Consider the following 21,994-nt stretch of genomic DNA (forward strand, 5'->3'; position numbering starts at 1 on the left):
CAAGACCTGGCCGGATGGTACCCGCGCCCTGCACCCGCTGGATCTGCACGTGCCCGGCGGCGAGATCCTGGCCCTGCTGGGCCCATCGGGCTGCGGCAAGACCACGCTGCTGCGCATGGTGTGCGGTCTGGAGCGTCCTGACGCGGGCGGCCGCATCCGGTTCGGCGACGAGGACGTCACGGCGCAGCCGCCCGAGGCGCGCGGCGTGGGCGTGGTGTTCCAGAACTACGCGCTGTTTCCCAACATGACGGTGGCCGACAACGTGGGCTATGGCCTGCGCGTGCGCGGACAGGACGCCGCCGCTCGCCAGCGCCGCGTGGCCGAGATGCTGGACCTGATGCGCATGCGCGAGCATGCCGGTCGCGCGGTCACGCAGTTGTCCGGCGGCCAGCGGCAACGCGTCGCGCTGGCGCGCGCGCTGGCCATCGAGCCGCGCGTGCTGCTGCTGGACGAGCCGCTGACCGCCCTGGACGCCAAGCTGCGCGAACACCTGCGCGTGGAGTTGTCGCAGATGCTGCGCGAACTGGGCATCACCACGCTGATCGTCACGCACGACCAGGACGAGGCCATGATGCTGGGCGACCGCATCGCCGTGATGTCGGCGGGCAGGCTCGAACAGATCGGCACGCCCGAGTCGCTGTACCGCCGCCCCGATACCGCATTCGTCGCCGATTTCCTGGGCACCCTGTGCCGCTTGCAGGCGGGGACGCAGGGGAGCATGCTGGTCGAGGGCGAAGAGACCGTTTCCTTCCGGCCGCACCAGGCCGTGCTGCGCCCGCCGCATCCCGGGGCCTTGCAGGCCCGCGTGCTGGCCCGTTTCTTCCTGGGGGGCTCGGTGCGCTACGAGATCGGCCTGGACGACGGCCAGCGCTTCGCCGTGGCCGCCCCGCCCGACAGCGCCTACCAGACGGGACAAACGGTCAGCGTACAGCTGATCATTCACTGAACCATGGAGCGCGAGATGCTGATTGCGCAAATCACCGACCTGCATATCCGCATGCCTGGCCAGAAAGCCTATCGCATCGTGGAGACCGACCAGTTCCTGCCGCCCGCCGTGGCGGCCCTCAATGCGCTGGACCCCGCGCCCGACGTGGTGATGATCAGCGGCGACCTGACCGACTTCGGCCGTGCCGCTGAATACCAGCACCTGAAGGCCATGCTGGACCGCCTGGCCGCGCCGTACTACCTGCTGCCGGGCAACCACGATGCGCGCGCCGAACTGCAGAGCGTGTTCGACAGCCACGCCTATCTGGGCGGCGTGGACGGTTTCGTGCAGTACACGGTGGAAGACTATCCGCTGCGCATCGTCGTGCTGGACACCGTCGTGCCGATGCAAAGCCACGGCGCGCTGTGCGAACGCCGCCTGGATTGGCTGGCCGAGCGCCTGGCCGAACAGCCGGAACGTCCCACCGTCATCGTGATGCATCACCCGCCATTCATCACCGGCATCGGCCACATGGACGCCATCGGCCTGCTGACAGGCGCCGAGCGCTTCGAGGCCATCGTCCGCCAGCACGGCAACGTCGAGCGCATCATGTGCGGCCATCTGCATCGCACGATCTTCCGCCGCTATGCCGGCACCGTGGCGTCCACCGCGCCCAGCACCGCGCACCAGGTGGCGCTGGATCTGCGGCCGGACGGCCCCTCGGCGTTCCGCATGGAGCCGCCGGGCTTCCATCTGCACGAATGGCGCCACAGCGCGCTGGTCACTCACCATGCGTACATCGGTGACTACCCGGGTCCGTTCCCCTTCCATGAAGGCGGCGAACTGATCGACGAATGACGCCTTGCTTCCGGCCTGTGGTGCGCTTGCGGCAGGCCGGTTTTGACATCGCTCGGTCATGTTCGCTGGCCAGAATGAAAAGGATTTCATTCGTGGCCTTTCAAGGGTGACAGACCCTGGCCGCGCTCAGAAGAAAAATCCCATGCTCGTCCTCGAAAGCCTCACCAAGCGATATGCCGACACGGCCGCCGTCGACGGGGTCGGCTTCAGTGCGCCCGCGGGCAGTTTCACGGCATTGCTGGGCCCGTCGGGCTGCGGCAAGTCGACCACGCTGCGCATGATCGCCGGGCTGGACGAGCCCACCTCCGGCCGCATCCTCATCGGCGGCCGCGACGTCACCCGCATGGCGCCGGCGCAACGCCGCATCTCGATGGTGTTCCAGACCTACGCGTTGTTCCCGCATCTGACAGTGCGCGAGAACCTGCTGTTCGGCCTGCGCGTGCGCCGCGAACCCGCGCGCGACTTCCCGCGCCGCGTCGAGCGCGTGGCCGGGCTGCTGGGCTTGCAGGCGCTGCTGGACCGCCGGCCCGCGCAATTGTCGGGCGGCCAGCAGCAGCGCGTGGCATTGGGGCGCGCCGTGATTTCCGAGGCCCCGGTGTGCCTCATGGACGAGCCGCTGTCCAACCTGGATGCCCAACTGCGCCACGAGATGCGCCGCGAGATCCGCAATCTGCAGCGCGAACTCGGCATCACCATGATCTACGTCACGCACGACCAGACCGAGGCCATGAGCATGGCCGACCAGGTCGTGCTGATGCGCGCCGGGCGAATCGAGCAACGGGATACCCCGGCGGGCCTGTACTCACGGCCCGCCACGCCGTTCGCCGCGCGCTTCATCGGCACGCCGCCCATGAACCTGATTCCCTTGGCCTTGCTGCATGGCCAGCCCGTCATCTCCGGCACGCATGGACCCGCGCTGGCCGGCGTGCCCGCGGGCATGGACACTCTGGGCGTGCGTCCCGAGCACCTGCGCCTGCATGACGACGGCGTGTCGGCCACGGTCGAAGCCATCGAATACTTCGGCGCGGATTCCATCGTGCAATGCCGCCTGGGCGGTTGCCTGGCGGCCGTGCGCATGGCCGGCCACCCGGAACTGCGCCACGGCGGGCGCGTGGGCCTGGCATGGGATCCGCAGCACCAGCATTTCTTCGCCGCCGACGCGGCGGCACCCGCAGTCTGAACCTCTCGCCCGGGCACGGCGAACCTCACGCAAACGGAAAGGAAACACCCATGCGACGCATCGTATTGAAGACCCTGGCCGCCGCACTGGCCTATGGCGCGCTGGCGCTGCCCGCGCAGGCGCAGCAGTCGCCGGTCGAAGTCGAGTTCTACTACCCGGTCGCGGTCGGCGGCCCCGTCACCAAGATCGTCGACGGCATGGCCGAGCAGTTCAACCGCGAGAACCCGGACATCCGCATCAAGCCCGTGTACGCCGGCTCGTACCAGGACTCGGTGGCCAAGGCCCTGACGGCGCAGAAGGGCGGCACGCCGCCGCAACTGGCCGTGCTGCTGTCCACCGACATGTTCACGCTGATCGACGAAGACGCCATCGTGCCGATCGACTCCGTGGCCAAGACGGAAGCAGACAAGAAGTGGCTGGGCGGTTTCTACGACGCCTTCATGCAGAACAGCCGCACCGGCGGCCACGTGTGGGGCGTGCCGTTCCAGCGTTCCACCATCGTCATGTACTACAACAAGGAACTCTTCAAGGAAGCGGGCCTGGACCCCGAGCGCGCGCCCGCCACCTGGAAGGAACTGGTCGAGGTCGCCGGCAAGCTGACCAGGAAGGATGCCTCGGGCAACGTCACGCAGTGGGGCATCGAGATCCCCTCGGGCGGCGCCTTCGCCTACTGGCTGTTCCAGGCGCTGACCACGCCCAACGACGCGATCCTGATGAACGAGGCGGGCAACGAGGTCTACCTGGACAAGCCGGGCGTGATCGAGGCCGCCGAGTTCTGGCATGACCTGGCCTACAAGCACGGCGTGATGCCCAAGGGCACCACCGACTGGGGCACCACGCCCAAGGACTTCCTGGAAAAGAAGGCCGCCATCGTCTGGACCACCACGGGCAACCTGACCAACATCCGCAGCAACGCGAAGTTCCCCTACGGCGTGGCGATGATGCCCAAGAGCAAGCGTGGCGGCAGCCCCACGGGCGGCGGCAACTTCTATGTGTTCAAGAAGGCCACGCCGGCCCAGCAGCAGGCCGCGATCAAGTTCGTGAAGTGGGCAACCACGCCCGAGCGCGCCGCCGACTGGAGCATCGCCACCGGCTACGTCGCCGTCACGCCGGCCGCCTGGCAGACCGACAAGATGAAGCAGTACGTGAAGGAAGTGCCGGCCGCCGAAGTCGCGCGCGACCAGTTGGCCGTCAGCGTGGCCGAGTTCTCCACGCACGAGAACCAGCGCGTGACCAAGGTGCTGAACGACGCGCTGCAGGCCGCGCTGACCGGCGCCAAGACGCCCAAACAGGCGCTGACCGACGCCCAACGCGAAGCCGAGCGCATCCTGCGCCCGTACAAGTAAGGCGCGGGCCCGGTCATGGCGATGCGCCCGTCCCCCGACGCCGCAGTTCCTGGCCGGGCCACCGCTGGCCGTGCGGGCAACGGCATGGCCCAGGTGTATGCCTGGCTGATGCTGCTGCCTTCCCTCGTGCTGCTGGCTGCCTTCACGCATTACCCCGCGCTGGCCACTATCTGGCACAGCTTCTTCAGCACTCCCAAGGCGAATCGTCCCGCCCGCTTCGTGGGTCTGGACAACTACGCGGCGCTGCGCGACGACCCCGTGTTCTGGCAGGCGCTGTGGAACAACCTGTGGTTCGCGCTGGTGACCGTGCCGGTATCCATCGGCGTGGCGCTGGCGATGGCATTGTGGGTCGACCGCAAGCTGGCGGGACGCGGCTTCCTGCGCATGGCCTACTTCACGCCCACCGTGCTGCCCATGGTGGCCGTGGCCAACATCTGGCTGTTCTTCTACACGCCGCAGTACGGCCTGATCGCGCAGGTGCTGCAGGCGTTCGGCATGCCCGGCCCGAACTGGCTGGGCAACCGCGAGACTGCCTTGCCCGCGCTGATGCTGGTCACGGTGTGGAAGGAAGCCGGCTTCTTCATGATTTTCTACCTGGCGGCGCTGCAGTCGATGTCGCCGGCCTTGCGAGAAGCCGCGCTGCTCGAGGGCGCGTCGCGCTGGCAGTACTTCCGCCGCGTGCTGTGGCCGCTGTTGATGCCCACCACGCTGTTCGTGCTGGTGAACGCGCTGATCAATGCGGTGCGCATGGTCGACCACGTGGTGGTGATGACGCGCGGCGGCCCCGACAACGCCAGCACGCTGCTGCTGTACTACATCTACCAGGTGGGCTTCAGCTTTTGGGACACCGCCTACGCCGCCGCGCTGACGGTCGTGCTGCTGGGCGTGCTGGCCCTGGTGACGCTGGCCAAGTTCCGCTGGCTCGACCGCAGGACGCACTATCAATGAACCGCACGCTCGATACCGTGGGCGCCTGGTTGCTGGGCCTGTTGTGGATTCTGCCGCTGGCCTATGCGGCCTGGGCGGCCTTTCATCCCGCGGCCTATGCCACGCGCTTCGAGCTGCTGGCGCCGCTGACGCTGGAAAACTTCGAGCGCGCCTGGCACTCGGCGCCCTTCGCGCGTTACTTCCTGAACACCTTCGTGCTGGTCACCATGGTGACGGGCGTGCAGTTCGTGCTGTGCACGCTGGCCGCCTACGCCTTCGCGCGCTTCACCTTCCGGGGGCGCGACACCTTGTTCCTGCTGGTGCTGGTGCAACTGATGGTGATGCCGGATGCGCTGCTGGTCGAGAACTACCGCACCATGACGCTGATGGGCGTGCGCGACACCGTGTTCGCCATCGGCCTGCCGTACTTCGCCTCGGCCTTCGGCATCTTCCTGATGCGGCAGACCTTCAAGACTGTGCCGCGCGAACTGGAAGACGCGGCGCGCGTCGAGGGCGCGGGGCCGTTGCAGATCCTGTGGAAAGTGTATGTGCCGCTGGCGCGGCCGATGTACGTGGCCTATGGCCTGGTGTCGGTCAGCTACCACTGGAACAACTTCCTGTGGCCGCTGATCATCACCAATTCGGTCGAGTCGCGGCCGCTGACGGTGGGTTTGCAGGTGTTCTCGTCATCCGACCAGGGTATCGACTGGTCGGTGATCACGGCGGCCACGCTGCTGTCCGCCGCGCCGCTGCTGGTGGCGTTCCTGCTGTTTCAGCGGCAGTTCGTGCAGTCGTTCATGCGGGCGGGGATCCGGTAGGACGCGCCGATAGCGATATGGCATTCCCGGTGCCCGTGCCAATCGCCTGTCAGTCCATTCGGCGGGGAGCGGCGTTTCGTGGGCGACCCATAGCAGCATCGCTTCTTTGAGCCGGTTCAGATCGTACCGGCCGGAATGAGACAGGCGTTGCCAGCCTCTGAGAAATTCCCTTGTGTAGTCCGACGACGCGCGGGGAAGGTTATGTCAGTATCCGACCGTCAGTCCCGGCAGATCCACGGTGATGCGAGCTTTGCCGAGCGCCAGCGCCGCCTGTTCGGCGAATTCGCGCGATTCCTTCTCGTCGTGCTTCAGCGTGTCGTAGCCCAGCGCGTCGGCCACGCCCATGATCTTGTCCAGCAGCAGCACCTTGCCGCTGGGGCGCAGCGGTTCGCAGCCCAGCGTTTCCCAGGCGCCTTCGAACCAGTCACGCGCCTGGGTAGCGCGTTGCGGGGACGGGTCGACGTCGACGGACAGGTCGACCGAGTGGCTGGCGTCGAAGATCACGGTAACGTCGCTGCGCATGGCTGTCTCCTGGGAGGCGTGGTTTCAGGGAAGGAAAGTATGAGGCAAAACGATGTCGTCGAATGTCAGCGCTGCGACATTGCTGCGCCACACGCTTTATGAAGGTCCGCTATGCCCCATAGGGCGATTCACCACCCTCGCGAAGTCTGCCACGTGATGTCTTCACCGGCTTCCAGCGACTTGCGCATCATGTCCAACAGCGGAAATGCGCGGTTGCGCAGCGCCACGGGCTGGTCGATCGGGTTGACCGGCGGCTTGTCCGGGTCGTTCTCGTCGTCCTGGGGATCGCCATGGCCGCTGTCGGCCTGGATGGCTCGCTCCAGCCCGGCGATGGCGGCCGGAAGCTGGTCGCGGGTGAAGACGCCGCGTTCGGGAATCTGGTCGCCGACCGGCTTGCCGGCGGCATTCAGCAGTGGGCCCACGTCGGCGCTACGCATCAGGACGTCGGCGACGGCCTTGGAATGGAAAGTGACCAGCATGTCGGCTTCTCCTGAAATAGGGGGCAATTCCGTACACTACCTCAGGCCGTGCGGGGCTGCCACCCATGCGCCATGGCGCCGCGCCGCGGTGCGCGCGCTCAGGCGGTGGAGGCAGGCATTCCCCCGACAATGTCCATGATGGAACGCGCGCATTCCAGCAGGCGCGGCGCCACGCTGTGGCATAGCACCTCGGGCGGCAGCTTGAAGGCAGGCCCCCCGCAGTTCAGCGAATAGATCTCGCCGTCCGGCATCACCAGTGGCGTGGCAACGGCGTTCACGTCCGGGTGCCATTCGCCGAAAGAGGCGACGTATCCCTCCTCCTGGTATTGCGCCAGCGCCTGCTGCAGCGGCTCAGCCAGCATGGGCCAGCGGTCGTCCAGGCCGACCCGCAGGCTGTCGATCAGGCGATGGCGATCTTCTTCCGGCAGGCCGGCCAGGTAGGCGCGCCCCGAGGCGGAGGTGGCCAGCCCCAACCGGGCGCCGATGCCGATGCGCATGACGATGGCGGCCGATGCCGGCCGCACGGATTCCAGCAGCACCATCTCCAGGCGGTCCCGCGTACCCAGGTGCACCGTGACGCCGGCTTCTTCGGCGAAGGCGCGCATGGGTCCGCGCGCTTCGGCGCGCAGATCGATGCGGGACAGGTAGGCGTGGCTCAGCGCCATCACGCCGGGCCCCAGCGCGTAGCGCTCCGATCCTGGCGGGCGGCGCAGCAACCCGGCCGCCGTCAGGGTGCCGACCAGACGCAGGGTGGTGGCCTTCGGAATGCCCGTGCCTTCAGAGATGTCCTTGAGCGTGGGAGCGGTTTCCTGGCCGCCGATGAAACGCAGGACCGCCAGGCCGCGTGCCAGGGCGCTGACTTCGCCTTCTGCAGATTCGGCGCCGAACTGGGTGTCTTGCATGGTGATTTCCAATACGTGAAATCGGCCGGATGGCCTGGAAGTTTCATTTTACGGGAATCCCCTTAGGCGGGTAGCGTGTTTTTTCGCAACTTAGTCAATATAATAAAATGTAGTTTCATAAAAAGGATGATGACATGGGATTGACGCTGACGTCCATCCGGGAGGGCTTTGCCGCCCGGGCAGAGGGAATCGATCTGACGCAGCCGTTGGACGACGAGCAGATTGCCGACATCGGCCGCGCCATGGATGAACACGCGGTGCTGGTCTTCCGCGGCCAGGCGCTGACACCGGAGCAGCAACTGCGTTTCGCGCGAACGTTCGGAGAATTGGACCTGGGTTTCAAAAAAGCGTCCAAATCGGCGACCCGCCTGCAGCACGACGAACTGCTGGATATCTCCAACGTGGCCGAGGACGGCCAGGTGGCGGACCGCAACCACCGCAAGATCGTGGGCAACCTCGCCAATCAGCTCTGGCACAGCGACAGTTCGTTCCAGGCGCCTGCCGCGCGCTATTCGATGCTGCACGCGGTGGTGTTGCCGGCCGAGGGCGGGGAGACCGAGTTCGCCGACGTGCGAGCCGCCTACGACGCGTTGCCCGAGCCGCAGAAGCAGCGGCTGGCGGGCCTGTCGGCCGAGCACTATGCGCTGCATTCCCGCTTCCTGCTGGGCGATACCGACTACACCGAGGAACAGCGCCGCGCCATTCCTTCGGCCGTGTGGCCGTTGGTGCGCCGGCATGCCGGCAGCGGGCGTGACCTGCTGTTCATCGGCGCGCACGCCAGCCGCGTGATGGAACTGTCGCTGGCGGAAGGCCGCCTTCTGCTGATGGATCTGCTGGAACACGCCACGCAGCCCCGTTTCGTCTACCGCCATGCGTGGCAGCCTCGGGACCTGGTGATGTGGGACAACCGCAGCACGTTGCACCGCGGCCGCGCCTTCGACCTCTCGGTCCGCCGGGAACTGCGCCGCACCACCACGCTGGACGCGTGAGCCTGCCCCGTTTTTCGCAGCACCCCACATAACAAGCCGCACAGCGGCAGAGGAGACATCGTGAAACGCATTCTGAGCGCGGCGCTGTGCGCCCTGGCGGTCTTTGCAGCCTGTGCGCAGCCGGCACAGGCCTATCCCAACGGGCCGGTGCGCCTGATCGTGCCGTTCCCGCCTGGCGGGCCCACCGATACCTTGGCGCGCTTGCTGGCCGAAGGGTTGCAGGCCCGATGGAAGCAACCCGTCATCGTCGAGAACAAGCCCGGCGCGGGAACCATGATCGGGGCCGACCAGGTGGCGAAGGCCGCGGCGGACGGGCAGGTCATCGGGATCGTGAACAGCGCCTTCACCATCAATCCGCTGGTTCGCCGCAGCATGTCCTATGACACGCTGCGCGACCTGACTGGCGTGACGCAACTGGTGGATTCCAAGCTGGTGCTGGTGGCCCGGGCCGACGCGCCGTTCAGTACGGTCGGCCAACTGGTGGACATGGCCCGCAAGCAGCCCGGCAAGCTGTCCTACGCCTCGCCCGGCGCAGGCACCTCCACGCATCTGGCGGGCGAGCTGTTCAAGAACGTGGCTGCCGTGGATATCGTGCACGTGCCTTACAAGGGCAGCAGCCCGGCCCAGACCGACCTGATCGGCGGGCAAGTGGACATCATGTTCGACGTGCTGCAGTCCGCGTTGCCGCTGGTCAAGAGCGGACGGCTGAAGATCATCGCGCTGGCTTCGCCGCAGCGCGATCCGGCCTACCCGGACATTCCAACGGTAGCGGAGGCCTTCAAGGGCTTCGACGTCGGCAGCATGTTCGGCCTGATCGCGCCGGCGGGCACGCCGCAGGCGGTGCTGACGGACATCCGCGACAACACGGCGGCCGTGCTGGCAACGCCCGCGATGCGCGCCAGGCTGTCCGAACTGGGCATGACGCCCGTGGCATCCACCCCGGATGCGTTCAACCGGTTCCTGCGTGCCGAGATCGAGAAATGGCGCCCCGTCGTGCTGCGCAGCGGCATCCAGGTGGAGTGAGCCGGTCGCTGGTCGCCGCCTGCGCGGAGCCGGGCTGACCGCAACAGTGAGGCCGCGCACCATGCCGGTTCTTTCGCCGGCCGGCGCGGCATCGTCGTGGCGGCCTCCCCGGGAATGCCTCGGTACGCGATCTGTCCCTTCATGCCCGGCGCGGCCCGGGCCGTGTGGTGGCCTGCCGGCTTGCGACATCAATTCACGCTATGATCTAGGCGGTTTGCCGGTCCGCCGCCCCTGTGCCGCGCCGGCCCCGGCGCGCCTCGGCCCAGGCCCCGGGCATGCGAGTACGTCCCCGCGGCGTACATGCCTTCACTGACTCATTTCTCCGGTCATCCATGCTCCTCGAGCAACAACGACAACTCGTTTCCCTGATCCAGGCCGCGGTCGCGCGCGCCCTGCCCGACGCCCAGCCCAACGTGCAGCTCGAGCGGCCGAAAGTCGCGGCGCACGGCGACATCGCGTGCAACGTGGCCATGCAGCTGGCCAAGCCCGCCAAACGCAACCCGCGCGAGCTGGCGCAGCAGATCGTCGACACGCTGCTGGCCGAGCCGCAGGCGCGCGACCTGATCGAGTCGGCCGAGATCGCCGGCCCCGGCTTCCTCAATTTCCGCCTGACCGCCGCGGCGCGCCAGGCCGTGATCGCCGTGGTGGCCCGGCAGGCCGACCAGTACGGCCGCGCCCCGCGCAGCAACGAGAAAGTGCTGGTCGAATTCGTGTCGGCCAATCCCACCGGTCCGCTGCACGTCGGCCACGCCCGCCAGGCGGCCCTGGGCGACGCCATCTGCCGCCTGTTCGACGCCAGCGGCCATGACGTCACGCGCGAGTTCTATTACAACGACGCCGGCAACCAGATCGAGAATCTTGCCATCAGCGTGCAGGCCCGCGCGCGCGGCATCGAGACCGATTCCGCCGATTGGCCCGCCGATGGCTACAAGGGCGACTACATCGTCGACATCGCCCGCGATTTCCAGGCCGGCGCCACGGTGCAGGCTTCCGACGGTGAACCCGTGAAGGCCAGCGGCAACGTCGACAACCTGAACGACATCCGCCAGTTCGCCGTGGCCTATCTGCGCCGCGAGCAAGACCTGGATCTGCAGGCCTTCGGCCTGTCGTTCGACAACTACTACCTGGAAAGCTCGCTGTACACGTCGGGCCGCGTCGAGGAAACCGTCCGCGCGCTGATCGCCGGCGGCCACACCTACGAGCAGGAAGGCGCGCTGTGGCTGCGCACCACCGAGCTGGGCACCGGCGACGACAAAGACCGCGTGATGCGCAAGCGCGAAGGCGGCTACACGTATTTCGTGCCCGATGTCGCCTATCACAAGGCCAAATGGGAGCGCGGCTTCCACCACGCCGTCAACATCCAGGGCAGCGACCACCACGGCACCGTGGCCCGCGTGCGCGCCGGCCTGCAGGGCCTGGAAGTGGGCATCCCGAAGGATTTCCCCTCCTACGTGCTGCACAAGATGGTCAAGGTGGTGCGCGGCGGCGAAGAGGTGAAGATCTCCAAGCGCGCCGGCAGCTACGTCACCATGCGCGACCTGATCGAATGGGTGGGCCGCGACGCGGTGCGCTTCTTCCTGGCGCAGCGCCGCGCCGATACCGAGTTCGTGTTCGACATCGACCTGGCCCTGTCCAAGAGCGACGAGAACCCGGTCTATTACATCCAGTACGCGCACGCCCGCATCCGTACCGTCACGGCCAACTCCGGCGCCGAGGCCTCGGCCATCGCCGCGGCCGACACCACGCTGCTGGTCGCGCCGACCGAGTTCGCGCTGATGCAGCGCCTGGCCGAGTTCCCGCAGGTGGTGAAGCTGGCCGCGCAGGAACTGGCTCCGCACCACATTGCGTTCTGGCTGCGCGACTGCGCCGCCGACCTGCATGGCTGGTACGGCGCCGAGCGCATGCTGGTCGACGATCAGGCGCTGCGCCTGGCGCGCCTGCGCCTGGCCGATGCCACGCGCCAGGTGCTGGCCAACGGCCTGGCGCTGTTGGGCGTGACCGCGCCCGACCGCCTGGATCGCGGCGAGTAACGGAGCGATATGGCTACCAAGCGCAAATCCAGCCGTTCCGGCGAGGGCGGCAGCATGATGTACGGCGTGTTGGCAGGGCTGTTGATCGGCCTGATCGTCGCCGCCGTGGTCGCGTTCTACGTCACGAACGCGCCCATGCCCTTCGTCGACCGCGCCACCCGCCAGAACGACACCGGCAAGGCCGCGGACCCGCGCCAGGTGGACGATCCCAACAAGGCCCTTTATGGCCGCGATGGCCCGGCGGGCAATACGCCCACGGGCCCCATGGCCGACACGCCGTCGGTACCGTTGCCGGGCGTGCAGCCCAGCAAGCCGTCCGGTCCGCCGGACGACCTGGGCGCGCTGATCGCCACGCTGCCGTCCAGCGGCGAAGCGCAGACACAGGCTGCGCCTGCTGCGCCGGCAGCCAAGCCTGCGGCCCCGTCGGCCAAGCCGGCCGCCGTGGCGCCTTCCACCGCGAAGCCTGCCACGGCCCCGCAACAATCGGGCAACTACTATCTGCAGGCGGGCGCCTTCCGCGGCCAGCAGGACGCCGAGGCGCTGCGCGCCCGCATCCTGCTGCTGGGCATGCCGGTGGCCGTCCAGCGCGCCGAAAGCAATGGCTCGCAGATCAATCGCGTGCGGGTCGGCCCCTTTGCCAAGCTGGACGACATGAACCGCGCGCGCAGCCGGTTGGGCGAGAACAAGATCGAGTCCACCGTGGTGCGCCAGCAATAGGCGGAACTTCCCGGCCTCGTCCGCAGTCTGTCACTCATCTCATTTATCTCAGGAAGAAGACTGATGCAGTCCAAGACCTTCACCCGTTTCGTCGCCGCCGCCGCGCTGGCCGCCATGAGCTTCTTCGCCCCGGCCAGCCAGGCCCAGGGCACGCAGGCCTACAAGGTTCTCAACCCGGCGCTGCCGTCCGACACCCCGGGCAAGATCGAGGTCGTCGAGTACTTCGCCTACACCTGCCCGCACTGCGCCGCCATGGAGCCCATGGTCGAAGAATGGGCCAAGAAGGCGCCGCAGGACGTGGTCGTCAAGCAAGTGCCGATCGCCTTCAACGCCGGCATGAAGCCGCTGCAGCAGCTGTACTACACGCTGCAGGCCATGGACCGCGCCGACCTGCATCCCAAGGTCTTCAACGCCATCCACGTCGAGAAGAAGCGCCTGTTCACGAAGTCGGCCATCGCCGAGTGGGTGGCCTCGCAAGGCGTGGACCGTGCCAAGTTCGAATCCGTGTTCGACTCGTTCAGCGTCACCAGCCAGGTGCAGCGCGCCGACCAACTGAGCCAGGCCTCGCAGATCGACGGTACCCCGTCGTTCACCGTGGGCGGCAAGTTCCTGACCTCGCCCGTGATGGCCGGCAACAGCTACGAGGGCGCCCTGAAGGAAGTGGACAAGCTGATCCCGCTGGCGCGCGCGGGCAACCGCTGATCCGGCGCGGCGCCAGCCGCCATCGGACAAAAAAGGAGCGCTCTGATGCGCTCCTTTTTCATGGCGGGATTACACCCCGGCGGCCTTGCTCAACGCCTGCTCCAGATCCGCAATCACATCGCGCGGATCCTCCAGGCCGATGTGCAGCCGCACCGCCGCCAGCTCGCCTTCCTGCCAGTACGCATGGTTCGCCAGATCCTTCGGCGACACCAGTTGCACCAGGCTTTCGAAGCCGCCCCACGAGAAGCCGATGCCGAACAGCGTCAGCGCTTCGACGAAACGGCGCGCCGCCGCGGGCGACAGCTTCAGCGATACGGCCAGCATGCCGTTCGAGCCCGTGGCGTCGCGCTGCCACAGCGCGTGGCCCGGATCCTGTGGCCACGCCGGGTGGTAGATGCGGGACACCTCGGGCCGCGTGGCCAGCCATTCGCAGACGGCCATGGCGTGCCTGGCATGCTGCGTCATGCGGATCGGCATGGTGCGCACGCCGCGCAGCGCCAGCCAGACGTCGTCCGCGCTGACCGAATAGCCCATCGCGTATTGCGTGCGGCCCAGGCGGCGGGCGATGTCTTCGTCGTTGGTCACCACCGCGCCCAGCATCAGGTCGGAGTGGCCGCCCACGTACTTCGTACCCGCGATCACCGACACCTGCGCGCCCAGTTCCAGCGGACGGTACACGTAGCCAGAGCCCCAGGTGTTGTCGGTGGCCAGCACCAGCTTGTGCTTGCCGGCGAAGGCGGCAAGCGCCCGCATGTCCATCATCTGGAACAGCAGCGAGCCCGGCGACTCGGCATACAGCAGACGCGTGTTGGGCCGCACCAGCGTTTCCAGGTCGGCATCGGGCGAGAAGTACGTGATTTCGATACCCAGGCGCGACAGCACCGCGTCGTGCAGTTCGCGCACGGGGCCGTACACGCAATCGGCCACCAGCGCGTGGTCGCCCGCCGACAGCAGGGCCATGAACACCAGCGTGTTGCTGGCCATGCCCGACGAGGACAGGTAGCAATGCGTGCCGCCTTCCAGTTCGTTGAAGATGCTTTCCAGCGCCAGGTGGGTGTCCATGCCGGCGCGGCCATAGGTGATGGCGCGCTCGCCCGCGGCCTTGCGGCGGTAGGCGTTTTCCAGCGCGGTCAGGTCGCGGAAGCGCACGGTGCTGGCGCGTACGGACGGCTGATTGACGGGCGCCACACCGGTGTCGGGATCGAAGCGGGCGGTGCCGGTGTGCTGCAGGACGGTATCGATGTGCTTGCGGGAATCTGAGGACATGGAGCGATGCGGCAGGATTTGGAAAGGAGGGCTGGGCCAATCTTATACCTGTCGCTCGCCGGGCCGGGACTTCCCGTATGATCGGCGGCATTGCCTGCGATCCGCTGCATCGTGGGCTGCCCAGAAAAGGCCCCCACGCTGCGCCTCCGGCTTGCTGCCCCCGAGGGGGCCGTCTTTGCCTTGGGACGGCCCGGCGGCAAAAAACGGAGACCCGCATGCTTCCCCTGGACGCCCTCATCGCCTTCTTCGGTATCGCCGTACTGCTGGCCCTGGCGCCGGGACCGGACAACCTGTTCGTGCTTGTGCAATCGGCCATGTGGGGACGCGGCGCAGGCATGATGGTGGTGCTGGGCCTGTGCACCGGCGTGCTGGGCCATACGGCCGCGGTGGCGGTGGGGTTGGCGGGGGTCGTCGCCGCGTCGCCGGTGGCCTTCACGGTCTTGAAGCTGGCGGGGGCGGCGTACCTGGCCTATCTGGCCTGGGGCGCGTGGCGCGCGCCGGTGGGCGCCAGCGGCGTGGACCGGCCCGAGCGCATGCCGTCGCTGGCGCTGTACCGGCGCGGCGTCTTCATGAGCCTGACCAATCCCAAGGTGCTGCTGTTCTTCTTCGCTTTCCTGCCGCAGTTCACGCAGCCCGATGCCGGCCCGCTGGCCCTGCAGATCGTCGAGCTCGGCGTGGCCTTCATGGTGGCGGCGCTGTTGGTGTTCAGCGCCATCGCGTTCTTTTCCGGTGCGTTCGGTGAACTGCTGCAGCGCTCGCCCCTGGCGCAGCGCGTGCTGAACCGCCTGGCGGCGGTGGTGTTCGTGGGACTGGCGCTGCGGCTGGTGACGTCCAGCCGCTGAGTCTTGGCGATGCCGTGGCAAGCTGCGCGGCAGCCTGCTTCGGCATGAGGATCATGCCGCCGTGGTAAACCGCACGATCCCATCCTGGCCCTGCGCGCGGGTCAGCTTGCCCTCGAAATACAAGGCATGCAGGTGCGCCAGCGCCTCGCCCATGGCGAAGGTCATCTGGTGCAGGTCCAGCTTGCGGCGGAACAGCACCGGCACGATGTCGGAAGTGGACTGCGGCGTGGCACAGGCTTCCAGCACTTCGGCCAGGCGATCAGCATGGTGGCTGTGCTGCTGCGCGATGCGCTCGTGCAGGCCCTTGAACGGGCGGCCGTGCGAGGGCAGCACCAGCGCGTCGCCGGGCAGCCCTTCGTAGCGGTCCAGCGAGTTCAGGTACAACGGCAGCGGATTCGCTTCGGGCTCGTAGGCGAACACGCTGACGTTGGTGGAGATGCGCGGCAGCACCATGTCGCCGGAGATCAGCACGCGCAGCGCATCGCTGTACAGCGAGACGTGCTCGGGCGCGTGGCCGTAGCCCACGATGACCTGCCACTGATTGGCGCCGATCCGCACCGTGTCGCCGTGCAGCAGGCGCACGTAGCTGCGCGGCATGGACGGCACCAGGTTGATGAAATAACCCGTGCGCTGGCGGATCTGTTCCAGCGACTCGGGGTCGGTCATGCCGTGGCGGGCGAAATGGCGCACCGCGGCCTCGCCATTGGGACCCGAGCCGCTTTTATCGGAACACCACAGGCAGGCGGTGACGTAGTCCGTCATGCTCATCCACAGCGGCGCGTTCCAGCGCTCGCAGAGCCAGTGCGCCAGGCCGACGTGGTCGGGATGCATGTGGGTGACGATGACGCGCAGCACCGGCAGGCCTTCCAACTGCGATTCGAACACCTGGTTCCAGAGCGTCTTCACTTCCTCGCGCGAGATGCCGCAATCGACGATGGTCCAGCCCTGGCGGCCGTCGATCTCGTCGCGCAGCAGCCAGAGATTGATATGGTCCAGCGCGAACGGCAACGGCATGCGGATCCATTTGACGCCGTCGGCCACGGTTTGCGAGGTGCCGGCTTCGGGTTGCGCGTCGCCCCAGGGATACTGGAGTTGATGTTCGTTGGGATTCATCTGCGAAGGCCTACGTGAAAGCGGCGGCTTGACGGGGCAGGCCGGCCAGCATAATTTACGTTTACGTAAACTGCCATACATCGCATGCCGCCGTCAACCTGGACCATTTCCGATCTCGCCCGCGAGTTCGCCATCACGCCCCGCACGATCCGCTTCTACGAAGACCAGGGCATCGTCAGCCCGGCGCGCGACGGGCGCAACCGCGTCTACGGCACGCGCGACCGCACCCGGCTGAAGCTGGCGCTGCGCGGCAAGCGGCTGGGCCTGCAACTGTCCGAGATCCGCGCGTTGATCGACATGTACGAAAGCCCGGTCGACACGGCCTCGCAACTGCGCGAGTACCTGAACGTGCTGGCCCGCCATCGCGCCCAGCTGGAGCAGCAGCGCCGCGACATCGACGAGACCCTGCAGGAAATCGAGAACCAGGAAATCAACTGCCGCGAATTGCTGGCGCACGGCAGGGTGATTCCCTGAAGCGTGGCCGGGTACGGGTTTTCCCTGTCTACTTTACGTTTACGTAAACGTTATAGTTGCACTGCATCATTGCTCCGCAAGCCAGCGGCGCGCATGATGGCGCAGCCGGCCACGATGCGTCGGCGACTACGAAGCACACCATAAAAGTAAGTGCATACTGTCACGGAGACGACGATGGATATTCCCGGCCTCAGCTTCGACCTGGGCGAAGACCTGGACATGCTGCGCAACGCCGTGCGCGCTTTCGCACAAGAAGAGATCGCCCCGCGCGCCGCCGAGGTGGATCGCACCGACCAGTTTCCGATGGACCTGTGGCGCAAGTTCGGCGATCTGGGCGTGCTGGGCATGACGGTCAGCGAGGAGTACGGCGGCACGGGCCTGGGCTACCTGGCCCACATGGTGGTGATGGAAGAGATCAGCCGCGCCAGCGCCTCGGTGGGCCTGTCCTATGGCGCGCACTCCAACCTGTGCGTGAACCAGATCTTCCGTAACGGCAACGACGACCAGAAGGCGCGCTACCTGCCCAGGCTGGTGTCGGGCGAGCACGTGGGCGCGCTGGCGATGAGCGAGCCGGGCGCCGGCTCCGACGTGGTCAGCATGCGCCTGCGCGCCGAGAAGAAAGGCGACCGCTACGTATTGAACGGCACCAAGATGTGGATCACCAACGGCCCCGACGCGGACACCCTGGTGGTCTACGCCAAGACCGATCCCGAGGCCCATCAGCGCGGCATCACCGCTTTCCTGGTCGAGAAGGGCTTCAAGGGCTTCTCGGTGGCGCAGAAGCTGGACAAGCTGGGCATGCGCGGCAGCCATACGGGCGAACTGGTGTTCCAGGATTGCGAAGTGCCCGCCGAGAACGTGCTGGGCGAAGTCAACGGCGGCGTGAAAGTGCTGATGAGCGGCCTGGACTACGAGCGCGCTGTGCTGTCGGGCGGGCCGCTGGGCATCATGCAGGCGGTGATGGACGTGGCCGTGCCCTACATCCACGACCGCAAGCAGTTCGGCCAGGCCATCGGCCAGTTCCAGCTGATCCAGGGCAAGATTGCCGACATGTACGCCGTGCTGCAGGCCAGCCGCGCCTTCTGCTATGCCGTGGGCAAGAACATGGATAGCCTGGGCCGCGAGCACGTGCGCCAGGTGCGCAAGGATTGCGCAGCCCTCATCCTGTACACCGCCGAGAAGGCCACCTGGATGGCTGGCGAAGGCGTGCAGATCCTGGGCGGCAACGGCTATATCAACGAGTACCCGGTCGGCCGCCTGTGGCGCGACGCCAAGCTGTACGAGATCGGCGCCGGCACCAGCGAGATCCGCCGCATGCTGATCGGCCGGGAGCTGTTCAACGAAACGGCCTGAGGGCGCGCGTCCCGCCGTGGACGCCGCCCCTCCGGCTGAAAGAATTTATCCCTTACGATTACCTTCAGGCGGCAGCGCCCGGGCCGGCCGTGCCGCGCCGGCGCCCGCTTCGTCCCGATTCCCAGGAGCTTCATCATGTCCGATCCCGTCGTTATCGTTTCCGTCGCCCGCACGCCCATGGGCGGCATGCTGGGCAGCCTGTCCGGCCTGGCCGCCCACGAGCTGGGTTCCGTCGCCATCAAGGCCGCCGTCGAACGCGCCGGCCTGAAGCCGGAGCAGGTCAACGAAGTCATCATGGGCAACGTGCTGCAAGCCGGCCAGGGCCAGGCCCCGGCCCGGCAGGCCGCGCTGGGCGCCGGCCTGCCGCTGGGCGTGTCGTGCACGACCATCCACAAGGTGTGCGGCTCGGGCCTGAAGGCCGCGATGTTCGGCCACGACCTGCTCTTGGCCGGCACGGCCGACGTGGTCGTCGCCGGTGGCCAGGAAAGCATGAGCAACGCGCCCTACCTGATGTTGAAGGGCCGCCAGGGTTACCGCTACGGCCACGCCACGGTGTACGACCACATGGCGCTGGACGGCCTGGAAGACGCCTATTCGCGCGGCACCGCCATGGGCGTGTTCGCCGAAGACTGCGCCAGCAAATATGAATTCACCCGCGAAGCGCAGGATGCCTTCTCGCTGGAATCGCTGCGCCGCGCGCGCGCCGCCACGGAAGACGGTTCGTTCAAGTGGGAAATCGCGCCGGTCACGGTGGCCGGCAAGAAGGGCGACACGGTGATCGATGCCGACGAAGCCCCGGCCAAGGCGATGCCCGAGAAGATCCCGACGCTCAAGCCCGCCTTCAAGAAGGACGGCACGGTCACTGCCGCGAACGCCTCGTCGATCTCCGACGGCGCCGCCGCGATGGTGCTGATGCGCGAATCGACCGCGAAGAAGCTGGGCTGCACGCCGCTGGCCCGCATCGTGGCCCACACGCAGCACTCGCAAGAGCCCCAATGGTTCACGACCGCTCCGGTCGGCGCGCTGAAGAACCTGTACGCCAAGACCGGCTGGACGCCTGCCGACGTCGACCTGTACGAAATCAACGAAGCCTTCGCGGTGGTCACCATGGCTGCCATGAAGGACTTCGACCTGCCCCACGACAAGGTCAACGTGCACGGCGGCGCCACCGCCCTGGGCCACCCGATCGGCGCCTCGGGCGCCCGTCTGGTCGCCACCCTGGTCGGCGCCCTGCGCAAGACCGGCGGCAAGAAGGGCGTCGCCACGCTTTGCATCGGCGGCGGCGAAGCGGTGGCCATGGCGATCGAGATGGTGTGAGGTATTTGAGTTCTTGACGTCGCATCGTTGCGGCGGGGCGTGCCGGAGCGGGACGGCCCGGCCAAGTCGTCGGGCTCGGGCGCGCCATCAGGCGCCCTCGGTCCCCCTTCGGGGGACTGCCCCTCCTCCAATTGGCCGAGCCGCCCCGCTCCGGCCCACCCCACCACAACGATGCTGCAACAGCTTAATGCCGCGTCAACCTTCTCTGGTTTGAGCGGTGCGGGACCCCAGCATTGCCCTGAGTCCTTCATGCACCTTCGGCAGCCGCGACGGCCAATTGGAGGGAGGGAAGCCCCGCAGGGGCCGAGGGCGCCTGGTGGCGCGCCCGAGCCGACCGACTTGGCCGGCGCGGCTGCCGAAGGCGCATGAAGGACGTCTCAAGAACAAAGCCTGAGACCAGCAAGACAAGCCAGTAAAAGACAAAAACCCGCGCACTAACGCCGCGCGCGCGTCACAACAGAGACAAAGCGATATGCCGATTATCGAATCCCGCATCAACCCGCGTTCGCAGGAATTCACCGATAACGCGCGCGCCATGCAGGCGCAACTGGATGATCTGTCCACCCAGATGGCCCGTACCGCGCTGGGTGGCAACGAGGCGGCGCGCGCCAAGCATACGGCGCGCGGCAAGCTGCTGCCGCGCGAGCGGGTCGAGCGGCTGGTGGATCCGGGCAGCGCGTTTCTCGAACTGTCGCCGCTGGCCGCGCACGGCATGTACGACGGCGAGGCGCCGGGGGCCGGCATCATCACGGGTATCGGGCGCATCTCCGGGCAGGAATGCGTGATCGTCTGCAACGATGCGACGGTCAAGGGCGGCACGTACTATCCGTTGACGGTGAAAAAGCATCTGCGCGCGCAGGAAGTGGCCGCGCAGAACCGCCTGCCTTGCGTGTACCTGGTGGATTCGGGCGGGGCCAACCTGCCGCGCCAGGATGATGTGTTTCCGGACCGGGATCACTTCGGGCGTATCTTCTTCAACCAGGCCAACATGTCGGCGCAAGGCATTGCGCAGATCGCGGTGGTGATGGGGTCGTGCACGGCGGGCGGCGCGTATGTGCCCGCCATGAGCGACGAGTCCATCATCGTGCGCAACCAGGGCACGATCTTCCTGGGCGGGCCGCCGCTGGTGCGCGCGGCCACGGGCGAGATCGTCAGCGCCGAAGACCTGGGCGGCGGCGACGTGCATACGCGCCTGTCGGGCGTGGTCGATCATCTGGCCGCCAATGACCTGCATGCGCTGCAACTGGCGCGCGGCGCGGTGGCGCGGCTCAACCTGACCAAGCCGCAATCGGTGGCCCTGCAGCCCGTACGCGAGCCGCGCTACGACCCGGCGGAGCTCAACGGCATCATTCCGGCCGATACGCGCAAGCCCTACGACGTGCGCGAAGTCATCGCGCGCATCGTGGATGGTTCCGAGTTCGACGAGTTCAAGGCGCGCTTCGGCGCCACGCTGGTCACGGGTTTCGCGCACATCCACGGCATGCCGGTGGGTATCGTGGCCAACAACGGCATCCTGTTTTCCGAGTCGGCGCAGAAAGGCGCGCACTTCATCGAACTGTGCGCGCAGCGCAAGATTCCGCTGGTGTTCCTGCAGAACATCACGGGCTTCATGGTGGGCCGCAAGTACGAGAACGAAGGCATCGCGCGCCACGGGGCCAAGATGGTGACGGCGGTGGCGACCGCCGCCGTGCCCAAGTTCACGGTGCTGATCGGCGGTTCGTTCGGCGCGGGCAACTACGGCATGTGCGGCCGGGCGTATTCGCCGCGGCTGCTGTTCATGTGGCCCAACGCGCGGATTTCGGTGATGGGCGGCGAGCAGGCCGCCAGCGTGCTGGCCACGGTGCGCCGCGAAGGCATCGAGGCCAAGGGCGGCCAATGGGCCGCCGAGGAAGAGGAAGCCTTCAAGGCGCCGATCCGCGATCAGTACGAGCGCGAGGGCCATCCGTATTACGCCACGGCGCGCCTGTGGGACGACGGCATCATCACGCCCGCCGATACCCGGCGCGTGCTGGGACTGGGACTGTCCGCGGCGTTGAACGCGCCGATCGAGGACACGCGGTTCGGCGTGTTCCGCATGTAGGACAGGCTTGCTCTTCCCGCGCTTGCCGCGCCACGCAAAACCTCATTCCGCAGCCTCTCCAGGGCGGCTCCGGCGGACCTGCAAAGCAGGATCCTCCGATCATCCGGGATGAGGCCCCCGCCGCTGTAGAA

The 21,994-nt window shown here is 67.3% G+C and carries 21 protein-coding genes; 16 read left to right on the forward strand and 5 right to left on the reverse strand.

The annotated features are described in order from the left end of the window. The 6 genes from A7W11_RS01950 to A7W11_RS01975 form a co-directional block, all read left to right on the forward strand. The coding region (locus A7W11_RS01950; RefSeq protein ID WP_066407009.1) for an ABC transporter ATP-binding protein at positions 1-946 on the forward strand (946 nt) is incomplete at its 5' end. Positions 947-961: 15 nt separating this feature from the next. After that, positions 962-1,783 carry a phosphodiesterase gene (locus A7W11_RS01955; RefSeq protein WP_066407014.1) on the forward strand — a complete coding sequence of 274 codons (822 nt, stop codon included), beginning with the start codon at positions 962-964 and terminating at the stop codon, positions 1,781-1,783. A gap of 142 nt (positions 1,784-1,925) precedes the next feature. Continuing rightward, complete coding sequence (locus tag A7W11_RS01960) at positions 1,926-2,963, forward strand: ABC transporter ATP-binding protein (RefSeq protein WP_066407016.1); 1,038 nt, start codon at positions 1,926-1,928, stop codon at positions 2,961-2,963. A gap of 50 nt (positions 2,964-3,013) precedes the next feature. Then, the gene (locus tag A7W11_RS01965; RefSeq protein WP_066407018.1) at positions 3,014-4,309 is read left to right on the forward strand and encodes an ABC transporter substrate-binding protein; all 1,296 of its coding nucleotides are present in this window, start codon (positions 3,014-3,016) and stop codon (positions 4,307-4,309) included. Between the two features lie 84 nt (positions 4,310-4,393). After that, positions 4,394-5,257, forward strand: a complete 864-nt coding sequence (locus A7W11_RS01970) for a carbohydrate ABC transporter permease (RefSeq protein WP_066407020.1) — start codon at positions 4,394-4,396, stop codon at positions 5,255-5,257. Next, entirely contained in the window at positions 5,254-6,054 is an 801-nt protein-coding gene (locus A7W11_RS01975) for a carbohydrate ABC transporter permease (RefSeq protein WP_066407023.1), read from the forward strand. Before A7W11_RS01970 ends, A7W11_RS01975 begins: the two co-directional genes overlap by 4 nt. Before the next feature lie 204 nt (positions 6,055-6,258). On the opposite strand, the gene A7W11_RS01980 is transcribed toward A7W11_RS01975, so the two are convergent. The 3 genes from A7W11_RS01980 to A7W11_RS01990 form a co-directional block, all read right to left on the reverse strand. Then, on the reverse strand, positions 6,259-6,576 hold the full coding sequence (locus A7W11_RS01980; RefSeq protein ID WP_066407026.1) for a hypothetical protein: 318 nt from the start codon (positions 6,574-6,576) through the stop codon (positions 6,259-6,261). 128 nt (positions 6,577-6,704) lie between these two features. Beyond that, positions 6,705-7,055 (reverse strand): DUF1840 domain-containing protein, encoded by a 351-nt coding sequence (locus A7W11_RS01985; protein WP_066407028.1) that lies wholly within the window; start codon positions 7,053-7,055, stop codon positions 6,705-6,707. Positions 7,056-7,153: 98 nt separating this feature from the next. Further along, on the reverse strand, positions 7,154-7,957 hold the full coding sequence (locus tag A7W11_RS01990) for an IclR family transcriptional regulator (protein WP_066407030.1): 804 nt from the start codon (positions 7,955-7,957) through the stop codon (positions 7,154-7,156). A 134-nt stretch (positions 7,958-8,091) separates the two neighbouring features. On the opposite strand from A7W11_RS01990, the gene A7W11_RS01995 reads away from it, so the two are divergent. From A7W11_RS01995 to A7W11_RS02015, 5 genes are all read left to right on the forward strand, one after another. Further along, positions 8,092-8,946, forward strand: a complete 855-nt coding sequence (locus A7W11_RS01995; RefSeq protein ID WP_066407032.1) for a TauD/TfdA dioxygenase family protein — start codon at positions 8,092-8,094, stop codon at positions 8,944-8,946. 60 nt (positions 8,947-9,006) lie between these two features. Then, the gene (locus A7W11_RS02000; RefSeq protein ID WP_235816780.1) at positions 9,007-9,969 is read left to right on the forward strand and encodes a Bug family tripartite tricarboxylate transporter substrate binding protein; all 963 of its coding nucleotides are present in this window, start codon (positions 9,007-9,009) and stop codon (positions 9,967-9,969) included. Positions 9,970-10,301: 332 nt separating this feature from the next. Further along, a complete protein-coding gene (argS, locus tag A7W11_RS02005; protein WP_066407056.1) occupies positions 10,302-11,999 on the forward strand; it encodes an arginine--tRNA ligase in 1,698 nt (565 codons plus the stop codon). A gap of 9 nt (positions 12,000-12,008) precedes the next feature. Next, a complete protein-coding gene (locus A7W11_RS02010; RefSeq protein ID WP_066407058.1) occupies positions 12,009-12,716 on the forward strand; it encodes an SPOR domain-containing protein in 708 nt (235 codons plus the stop codon). Between the two features lie 63 nt (positions 12,717-12,779). After that, a complete protein-coding gene (locus tag A7W11_RS02015) occupies positions 12,780-13,418 on the forward strand; it encodes a thiol:disulfide interchange protein DsbA/DsbL (protein WP_066407061.1) in 639 nt (212 codons plus the stop codon). A gap of 69 nt (positions 13,419-13,487) precedes the next feature. On the opposite strand, the gene metC is transcribed toward A7W11_RS02015, so the two are convergent. Continuing rightward, entirely contained in the window at positions 13,488-14,684 is a 1,197-nt protein-coding gene (gene metC, locus A7W11_RS02020; protein WP_066407064.1) for a cystathionine beta-lyase, read from the reverse strand. 215 nt (positions 14,685-14,899) lie between these two features. Here metC and A7W11_RS02025 point away from each other — a divergent pair, with 215 nt between their 5' ends. Further along, positions 14,900-15,526 carry a LysE family translocator gene (locus A7W11_RS02025; RefSeq protein ID WP_066407066.1) on the forward strand — a complete coding sequence of 209 codons (627 nt, stop codon included), beginning with the start codon at positions 14,900-14,902 and terminating at the stop codon, positions 15,524-15,526. Positions 15,527-15,577: 51 nt separating this feature from the next. On the opposite strand, the gene A7W11_RS02030 is transcribed toward A7W11_RS02025, so the two are convergent. Next, on the reverse strand, positions 15,578-16,639 hold the full coding sequence (locus tag A7W11_RS02030) for an MBL fold metallo-hydrolase (RefSeq protein WP_066407076.1): 1,062 nt from the start codon (positions 16,637-16,639) through the stop codon (positions 15,578-15,580). An 84-nt stretch (positions 16,640-16,723) separates the two neighbouring features. Here A7W11_RS02030 and A7W11_RS02035 point away from each other — a divergent pair, with 84 nt between their 5' ends. The 4 genes from A7W11_RS02035 (at position 16,724) to A7W11_RS02050 (ending at position 21,863) form a co-directional block, all read left to right on the forward strand. Continuing rightward, a complete protein-coding gene (locus tag A7W11_RS02035; protein WP_066124403.1) occupies positions 16,724-17,113 on the forward strand; it encodes a MerR family transcriptional regulator in 390 nt (129 codons plus the stop codon). A gap of 174 nt (positions 17,114-17,287) precedes the next feature. Next, complete coding sequence (locus tag A7W11_RS02040; RefSeq protein ID WP_066407080.1) at positions 17,288-18,466, forward strand: isovaleryl-CoA dehydrogenase; 1,179 nt, start codon at positions 17,288-17,290, stop codon at positions 18,464-18,466. Positions 18,467-18,601: 135 nt separating this feature from the next. Continuing rightward, the gene (locus A7W11_RS02045; RefSeq protein ID WP_066407088.1) at positions 18,602-19,783 is read left to right on the forward strand and encodes an acetyl-CoA C-acetyltransferase; all 1,182 of its coding nucleotides are present in this window, start codon (positions 18,602-18,604) and stop codon (positions 19,781-19,783) included. 472 nt (positions 19,784-20,255) lie between these two features. Next, entirely contained in the window at positions 20,256-21,863 is a 1,608-nt protein-coding gene (locus tag A7W11_RS02050; protein ID WP_066407091.1) for a carboxyl transferase domain-containing protein, read from the forward strand. Positions 21,864-21,994 lie beyond the last annotated feature (131 nt).

Source organism: Bordetella ansorpii (assembly GCF_900078315.1).
Lineage (GTDB): Bacteria > Pseudomonadota > Gammaproteobacteria > Burkholderiales > Burkholderiaceae_B > Bordetella > Bordetella ansorpii.

Excerpts from the sequence above, each read along its gene's own strand:
- A7W11_RS02010 (WP_066407058.1), top strand. The coding sequence starts at position 12,009 with ATGGCTACCAAGCGCAAATCCAGCCGTTCCGGCGAGGGCGGCAGCATG.
- A7W11_RS02030 (WP_066407076.1), bottom strand. The coding sequence starts at position 16,639 with ATGAATCCCAACGAACATCAACTCCAGTATCCCTGGGGCGACGCGCAA.
- argS (WP_066407056.1), top strand. The coding sequence starts at position 10,302 with ATGCTCCTCGAGCAACAACGACAACTCGTTTCCCTGATCCAGGCCGCG.
- A7W11_RS01985 (WP_066407028.1), bottom strand. The coding sequence starts at position 7,055 with ATGCTGGTCACTTTCCATTCCAAGGCCGTCGCCGACGTCCTGATGCGT.
- A7W11_RS02050 (WP_066407091.1), top strand. The coding sequence starts at position 20,256 with ATGCCGATTATCGAATCCCGCATCAACCCGCGTTCGCAGGAATTCACC.
- A7W11_RS01970 (WP_066407020.1), top strand. The coding sequence starts at position 4,394 with ATGGCCCAGGTGTATGCCTGGCTGATGCTGCTGCCTTCCCTCGTGCTG.
- A7W11_RS02045 (WP_066407088.1), top strand. The coding sequence starts at position 18,602 with ATGTCCGATCCCGTCGTTATCGTTTCCGTCGCCCGCACGCCCATGGGC.
- metC (WP_066407064.1), bottom strand. The coding sequence starts at position 14,684 with ATGTCCTCAGATTCCCGCAAGCACATCGATACCGTCCTGCAGCACACC.
- A7W11_RS01965 (WP_066407018.1), top strand. The coding sequence starts at position 3,014 with ATGCGACGCATCGTATTGAAGACCCTGGCCGCCGCACTGGCCTATGGC.
- A7W11_RS01955 (WP_066407014.1), top strand. The coding sequence starts at position 962 with ATGCTGATTGCGCAAATCACCGACCTGCATATCCGCATGCCTGGCCAG.
- A7W11_RS01960 (WP_066407016.1), top strand. The coding sequence starts at position 1,926 with ATGCTCGTCCTCGAAAGCCTCACCAAGCGATATGCCGACACGGCCGCC.
- A7W11_RS01980 (WP_066407026.1), bottom strand. The coding sequence starts at position 6,576 with ATGCGCAGCGACGTTACCGTGATCTTCGACGCCAGCCACTCGGTCGAC.
- A7W11_RS02025 (WP_066407066.1), top strand. The coding sequence starts at position 14,900 with ATGCTTCCCCTGGACGCCCTCATCGCCTTCTTCGGTATCGCCGTACTG.
- A7W11_RS02035 (WP_066124403.1), top strand. The coding sequence starts at position 16,724 with ATGCCGCCGTCAACCTGGACCATTTCCGATCTCGCCCGCGAGTTCGCC.
- A7W11_RS02015 (WP_066407061.1), top strand. The coding sequence starts at position 12,780 with ATGCAGTCCAAGACCTTCACCCGTTTCGTCGCCGCCGCCGCGCTGGCC.
- A7W11_RS01990 (WP_066407030.1), bottom strand. The coding sequence starts at position 7,957 with ATGCAAGACACCCAGTTCGGCGCCGAATCTGCAGAAGGCGAAGTCAGC.
- A7W11_RS02040 (WP_066407080.1), top strand. The coding sequence starts at position 17,288 with ATGGATATTCCCGGCCTCAGCTTCGACCTGGGCGAAGACCTGGACATG.
- A7W11_RS01975 (WP_066407023.1), top strand. The coding sequence starts at position 5,254 with ATGAACCGCACGCTCGATACCGTGGGCGCCTGGTTGCTGGGCCTGTTG.
- A7W11_RS01995 (WP_066407032.1), top strand. The coding sequence starts at position 8,092 with ATGGGATTGACGCTGACGTCCATCCGGGAGGGCTTTGCCGCCCGGGCA.